General features: G+C 63.8%; 6 protein-coding genes and 1 pseudogene. 3 read left to right on the top strand and 4 right to left on the bottom strand.

Annotated features, from left to right (window positions below; translation table 11 throughout):
• Positions 1-11: 11 nt before the first annotated feature.
• From pxpB to AC1D00_RS21020, 4 genes are read right to left on the bottom strand one after another with little or no spacing between them, the layout of a single operon-like run.
• A complete protein-coding gene (gene pxpB, locus AC1D00_RS21035) occupies positions 12-674 on the bottom strand; it encodes a 5-oxoprolinase subunit PxpB (RefSeq protein ID WP_025576061.1) in 663 nt (220 codons plus the stop codon).
• Positions 671-2,026: an acetyl-CoA carboxylase biotin carboxylase subunit gene (gene accC, locus AC1D00_RS21030; protein ID WP_477011985.1), complete on the bottom strand. Its 1,356-nt coding sequence runs from the start codon at positions 2,024-2,026 to the stop codon at positions 671-673. Before accC ends, pxpB begins: the two co-directional genes overlap by 4 nt.
• Positions 2,026-2,472 (bottom strand): acetyl-CoA carboxylase biotin carboxyl carrier protein subunit, encoded by a 447-nt coding sequence (locus tag AC1D00_RS21025; RefSeq protein ID WP_025576057.1) that lies wholly within the window; start codon positions 2,470-2,472, stop codon positions 2,026-2,028. The genes accC and AC1D00_RS21025 overlap by 1 nt, the downstream gene beginning before the upstream one ends.
• Before the next feature lie 47 nt (positions 2,473-2,519).
• Complete coding sequence (locus tag AC1D00_RS21020; RefSeq protein WP_025576054.1) at positions 2,520-3,278, bottom strand: SDR family NAD(P)-dependent oxidoreductase; 759 nt, start codon at positions 3,276-3,278, stop codon at positions 2,520-2,522.
• Positions 3,279-3,479: 201 nt separating this feature from the next.
• Here AC1D00_RS21020 and AC1D00_RS21015 point away from each other — a divergent pair, with 201 nt between their 5' ends.
• The 3 genes and pseudogenes from AC1D00_RS21015 (at position 3,480) to AC1D00_RS21005 (ending at position 6,238) form a co-directional block, all read left to right on the top strand.
• Positions 3,480-4,451 (top strand): LysR substrate-binding domain-containing protein, encoded by a 972-nt coding sequence (locus AC1D00_RS21015; RefSeq protein WP_477011984.1) that lies wholly within the window; start codon positions 3,480-3,482, stop codon positions 4,449-4,451.
• 96 nt (positions 4,452-4,547) lie between these two features.
• Positions 4,548-5,219 (top strand): 4-carboxy-4-hydroxy-2-oxoadipate aldolase/oxaloacetate decarboxylase, encoded by a 672-nt coding sequence (locus AC1D00_RS21010; protein ID WP_025576051.1) that lies wholly within the window; start codon positions 4,548-4,550, stop codon positions 5,217-5,219.
• A gap of 39 nt (positions 5,220-5,258) precedes the next feature.
• Positions 5,259-6,238 (top strand): annotated as a pseudogene (locus tag AC1D00_RS21005) (peptidyl-alpha-hydroxyglycine alpha-amidating lyase family protein).
• Positions 6,239-6,684: the final 446 nt, after the last annotated feature.

Genomic DNA, 6,684 nt, shown 5'->3' with positions numbered 1-6,684 from the left:
CAGGATCTCGATCACCGGATCACCCGTTCGATCTCGAAGCGGATCGTATCGCCCGGCGCGAGTGCTGCTGGCGTCGGCCAGGACGGATCGAAGAAGGTCCAGCTCGTATGCCCGATGGCGTGCCAGCCGCTCGGCCCGGGGGAGGCGGAGACACCGGTCTGCGATCCGCCGATCGAGACCGAGCCGCCCGCGGAGCGTTGCAGCGGCGTCTGACGGCGCGGCATGGTGATGCGTCGATCCATGCCGCCCAGATAGCAATAGCCGGGATGGCTGCCGAGCGCGAACACCGTGTAGAGCGGGGCGGCGTGGATCGAGACCACGTCGTCGACAGACAGGCCGCAATGATCGGCGACGGACTGAAGAGACGATCCGATCTCGCCGCCATAGGTGACCGGCAACCTGATCTCGCGCCCGCCGATCGTGAGGCCTTCCGCCGCGTCCCAACCGTCGTTGAGAGCGGCGATCAAGGCGTCCAGCTCGCGCGGAGGGGTTGCGAAGGTCAGCATCAAATTGGTGATGCCGGGAATGGCCTCGCGGATCCCTGGCCATTTCGATGCAGTGGCCGCCAGCGACCAGATGCGCCGCTGGTGCGGCAGGTCGAATGCGCCGGGTGCCTCGAACAGGAGGGCCGATGTCCCGAGCAGGCTGATCCGCGGTCGGTCTGGGGCCGTCATGGCGCGGCCGCCCGCGCATTCATCCAGTGCTCGAGATGGTGGATGTCGTAGCCGCCACGGCAAAACACAGGATCGGCGAGGATCGCCTGATGCAACGGCACATTGGTTCGGATGCCTTCGGCGCGTAGCTCGGACAAGGCGACGCGCGCACGCGCCACAGCTTCCTCGCGGCAGCCACCATGAGCGATGAGCTTGCCGATCAGCGAGTCATAGTGCCGGGGAACGGTGGCTCCGGCGGTGATATGCGAATCGACGCGGATGCCGATGCCGCCGGGAACATCCCAGCGCGTCACCATGCCGGGCGAGGGAGCGAAGGTGGTGGGGTCTTCGGCATTGATGCGGAATTCAATGGCATGGCCCACACGTGCGATGTCGCCTTGCGCGATGCCCAACGGCTCGCCTTGCGCGATGCGGATCTGCGCCTTGACGATGTCGATCCCCGTCGTGGCCTCGGTGACGGGATGCTCCACCTGGACGCGCGTGTTCATTTCGATGAAGAAGAATTGGCCGTTCTCGTAGAGGAATTCGAAAGTGCCGGCGCCGCGATAGCCGATCCGCCGGCAGGCCTCGACGCAGCTTGCGCCCACCCGCTCGATCAGAGCGCGATCGATGCCGGGCGCGGGGGCTTCCTCGACCACCTTCTGGTTCCTGCGCTGAAGCGAGCAGTCGCGGTCGCCGAGCCAGAGATGATTGTCATGCTGATCGCACAACACTTGAATCTCGATATGGCGGGGCGTTTCGAGGAATTTCTCGATGTAGACCGCAGCGTTCTTGAAGGCCTTGCTGGCTTCCGCTCGGGTCAGCGCCAGCGCGTCGTCCAGCGCGCCTTCGCTGCGCACGATCCGCATACCGCGTCCGYCGCCGCCACCGGCGGCCTTGATGATGACGGGGTATCCGATGTCCCGCGCGATCGCGAGCACCTCGGACGGATCCTCCGGCAGGGCGCTGTCCGGCCCGGGTACGCAAGGCACGCCCGCCAGCCGCATCGCGCGCTTGGCCGCGACCTTGTCGCCCATGGTCCGAATACAATCCGCCGGCGGGCCGATGAAGGCGAGGCCGGCGCGCGCGACCCGATCGGCGAACTCCGCACTCTCCGAAAGGAATCCGTAACCCGGGTGGATCGCCTGGGCGCCGCTGACCTCGGCTGCGAGCAGGATCGCCGCAACGTTGAGATAGGTGCTGCTTGCCGGCGCCGGCCCGATGCAGAGTGCCTCATCGGCAAGTGCGACATAGCGTGCGTCGCGATCCGCCTCCGAGTGAATGACGACCGTCTTGAGACCCATCGCCCGACAGGCGCGCTGGATGCGAAGCGCGATCTCGCCCCGGTTGGCGATCAGGACCTTGTCGAACATCAGGATGAACCCGCCGGCCCAATCCGGAACAGAGCCCGCCCGGCCTCGATCTCCTGACCATCCTCTGCGAGGATCGCAAGCACGACGCCGGGCGCCTCAGCGGCGATGTCGATGAAGGTCTTCATCGCTTCGATGATGCAGATCTTCTGCCCGGCCTCGATCCGCGTGCCGACCTCGACCAGCGGCGGCTCGTCCGGCGCCGCAGCCCGGTAGAAGATGCCATGCATCGGCGCCGGCACCACGATGTCGGCGGCAGCCTCGGGAGCTGGGCTGTCCTGATGATCGAGAGCAGGGGCCTCGACCGCGACCCGGTTTGCAGGCGGAGCCAGGGCCGCAGGCGCGCGCTTGAGGATGCGGATGCGGGTGCCGTTCTGCGTGAGGTCCAGCTCGGCGATGGAGGAACGCGTAACGAGATCGACGAGTTGTTCGATTTTGGAGAGGTCCACGGTCACGCTCCGCGTTGACGGCCTGTCGAGTTCGGGGCGTTCATGCGTCACTCGGCCGGCGGCCGGCTCTTCTGTGCAAAATTGAGGCCGCCGACGACCTGCTGGGTCGGCAGGACTTCCATGAAGGCGACATTCATGCGTGCCGGCGATCCAACCGCGAATGCGATCGAATTGGCGATGTCCTCGGGCTGAAGCGAATCATAATCGTCGAAGAAGCGGCGTTTGGCTTCGGCGAGGTCACCAAGCAGCCGGCCGAAAACCTCGGTCTCGACCCGGGCCGGCGATATCTCGGTGACGCGAACCCTGGTCCCGTAGAGGTCGACGCGCAGTTGCTGCGACAGCGAGTGAATGCCAGCCTTCGTGGCGTGATACACGGTGTTTCCGCCACCGAACGCGTAGTGACCTGCGATCGAGGAGATGTTGACGACATGGCCGCGGTCGCGGCGCGCCATGCCCGGCACGATCAGCCGCGTCAGATGCAGGACCGCGCGCAAATTGACGTCGATGAGGGCGTCGACATCCTCTGCCGTCGTGTCCAGAATATTGCCGCGGCGGGACTGGCCGGCGTTGTTGACCAGGACGTCGAACTCAGCCGACTTCGCCAATGCCGCAAGCGCATCGAGGTCGCTGATGTCCACGGCGCAGGGGCGGCAACCGGTCTCCGTAGATAAGGCGCTGAGGCGAGCAGCGTCGCGGGCCACGGCGTAGACCTCGAGCCCTTCTGCACTCAGGCGGCGAACCGTCGCAGCCCCTATTCCGGAGGATGCGCCCGTCACCAGGGCCGTCCGATAGTCCGAAAATCCCATCCGCGAGGGCTCCTCTGCTACCGTCCAACCCGCTGGTGGCGTCGGCTGCAACGCGAGCGGCGGACGAGTTCAGCACTAGCTATAGGCCCCTCAGGTTCCCAGTGGTAAGAACAATTCCTTCTGATCCCATAGCTTCAGCCTATTGCTGCTGCATTGCTCCCTGCCTGGATATCCGGAGAGGCCGTATTGGATACGAAACGTTTGGAGGCCTTCATCAAGGTCGTGGATCTCGGCAGCATGACGAGCGCGGCGAAGGTGCTGAATGTTGCGCAGCCGGCACTGAGTCAGCACATTGCGAGCCTGGAGGCGGATTTCAAGTGCAAGCTGCTCGACCGCAGCGCCCGCGGGGTCAAGCCCACCGAGGCCGGACGAATCCTCTACCGCTATTCCAAGTCGATCCAGCGGCAGATTGAAGAAGCCAGGCGCACCATTCTGGACAACAAGCCGGAGCTGACCGGCRACGTCACGATCGGTCTGGCCCCGCTCAGTTCGGCGGCGTTGCTGGCGACCCCATTGCTCACGCAGATCCGCGAACGCTATCCCGGCATCGTGCCGCACATTTATGACAGCTCCGGGGTCATGCTCAGCGAGATGATGCTGAAGGGGAGCATGGACATGGCTGTCCTTTACGGCGAGCGCCCGGTGACCGGCCTCGATTACAAGCCGCTGATGCGCGAATACTTCTATCTTGTCGCGCCCCGCGGCATGTATCCGGAGCAGATGCCGCCGGAGGAGGTCTCGGCGGCGGAGGTCGCACAATTCGACCTGCTTCTGCCATATCGGGAGTCCTTCCTGCGACAGACCGTGGAGCGGGTCTGCGCCGAGGTGGGCCTCCGCCCGCGCATCGTCGCCGAGATCCACTCCCAGTCGACCCTGTCTTCGGCGATTGCAGCCGGAGTGGGGGCGGCTGTGCTGCCCATGTCGATCGCAAAGGAGTTGCCGAACCTCGACGAACTCTGCATTCGGCGGATCAACGCGCCGTCGGCCTCGCAACAGATGTCGCTATGCATTTCCGACAATGCCGCGTTGTCCGACGCCGCATTCGCCGTCTACAAGATCCTGCTCGAGATCATCGTCAAGACCTGGGGGCCGTTCGAGGCCCAGCTCGGCTCGGTTGTCATCGCCCCGGGTGGCCCAGCATCGCCTCCGGATGAGCCGAAGGACGAGCCATAACGAAACACGATGCGGCAATCCTAAAATCTGAGTTTGCCGCCCTAAGGCGGTTGGTTATGGAGGTGTAACAAAGATCGCGACCGCAAGGGGGTTACCATGGTGCATGTAATCAGGACATTCGATCGGCCCGCCGCCGAGCTTGTCGAGCGCATCAAGAAGTTTCCTCCGTCCACCCTTCACGAAGCGCAGGGACGATCGGGTGCGCTGACCTTCCGCATCAAGCCGATCTATTCCGGGATGCGCGCTTGCGGACCGGCGCTGACGGTGAGCTGCCATCCCGGCGACAACATGATGTTGATCACGGCGATTTCGTTGGCAAAGCCGGGCGACGTGCTCGTGGTGAGCGCGGGCGATCATCCCGAGCAGGGCGGCTTCGGCGAGGTGCTGGCGACGGCCTGCGTCGCCAAGGGCATCGTTGGCCTGGTCACGGATGCCGGCGTTCGCGATGGCCTTGCCGTGCGCGACACCGGCTTCAACGTCTTCTCCTACGGCCTGTGCATGAAGGGCACCGTCAAGGAGACCCTCGGCACTATCAATCAACCGATCGTCATCGGCGGGATCGCCGTCCGCCCCGGCGACATCGTGAGCGCCGATGACGATGGCGTCGTCATCGTGCCGAAGGAGAACATCGCCGACGTCTGCGTCAAGTCGGCGGCGCGCGAGGACAAGGAAGCCGACGTGATGAAAGCGCTCAAGGCCGGCGGGAACATCCTCGAGCTGTCCGGCATCGGCAAGGTGCTGGAATCCAAGGGCTGTACCTTCACCTGAGCGATCAGGCGACGCAGGCGCGCAACAACAGGAAAACGAGTGTCAGCCATTCTCGGCWCSGGCGAGCACCGCTACCGCGTCGTCGACAATTGGGCGAAACTGCCGGATGGCTGGCAGCTCACCGACGTCGCYTCCGTCGCGGTCGACAGCCGCGACCGCATCTACGTCTTCAACCGCGGCGCCCATCCGATGGTGGTGCTCGACCGCGACGGCGATTTCCTGCGCAGCTGGGGTGAGGGCTGTTCTCCCGCGCGCACGGCCTGCACATCGACGCCGAMGACAACCTCTAYTGCACCGATGACGGCGACCACACCGTGCGMAARTGCACCACYGASGGCAAGGTGCTRCTGACGATCGGTGWTCCCGAAAAGMCSGCGCCGTTCATGAGCGGCGAKCCSTTCCAYCGCTGCACCCAYACSGCGCTGTCSCCKARGGGWGARATCTACGTCTCCGACGGCTAYGGCAATGCCCGCATCCACAAATTCACGCCGGACGGCAGACTGATCAATAGCTGGGGCGCGCCCGGCACCGATCCCGGCTAGTTCAACATCGTACATAATATCGTCACCGACGCCGATGGTTGGGTCTAYGTCGCCGACCGCGAGAACCATCGCGTGCAGGTGTTCRACGGCRASGGCAARTACGAGRCGCAGTGGAACAAYCTGCACCGGCCSTGCGCGCTGTGCTGCTGCGGYGGSGSYAAGAGCCCGAYCTTCGTGATCGGCGAGCTCGGCCCTGCCATGCCGGTCAACCGCAAKGTKCCCAATCTCGGCCCGCGSYTGTCGATCGTGGACGCCAAGGGMAAKCGYATCGCGCGKCTCGGCGGCGAGGATGGCCCCGGTCTTGCGAGCGGACTCGCGCCGCATGGCATTGCGCTGGATTCCAAAGGCGACAAGTATGTCGGCGAGGTCGGCGTGACCRACTGGAAGACTAATTTTCCTGACGAGGACATGCCGACCGTGGTTCGCACCACGCGCTGCTTGCAGAAGCTGCAGCGCGTGGCGGAGGTGCCTCGCTAGAGGGCGATCTGGCTAGCCGATCATCGCTGGGGAAGGTTCGATTGGAGCAGACGGCCGACGCATAAGTGCGGCATAAGAACGCGAATTATACTCACATCGCTCGATGAGTATAACCGAGCCGATCTCGTCAACCTGTATGCCAGGAAGATCCAGGATGCACGTTATGCGATCGTCGCGTGCAATTTCGCACGTGTGTGCAAGGCCGTGTGCACCGAGATTCCGAAAAGCCGATTTCCGCTTCCATTTTGTGCACATATCGTCCTAGAAGAACCGATCGGCGACAGCTTGATCAAGCAGATTTTTCAATCGGTCCAATCACGCTTAGGATCGGTCGAAGTCAAAATATATCAATGGAATGAAGGAATTAGATCGAAAATTCGCCACGTCGCCCATGATGGATTGGAGCGAGAGTTCAATATTCTCAGCTAGATGGGCGCTATGCCAAT

The sequence above is a fragment of the Bradyrhizobium sp. P2_E8 genome (genome assembly GCF_056403875.1).
Note: the sequence above shows the minus strand (reverse complement) of the source record. Positions and strands in the feature narration are given on the sequence as shown.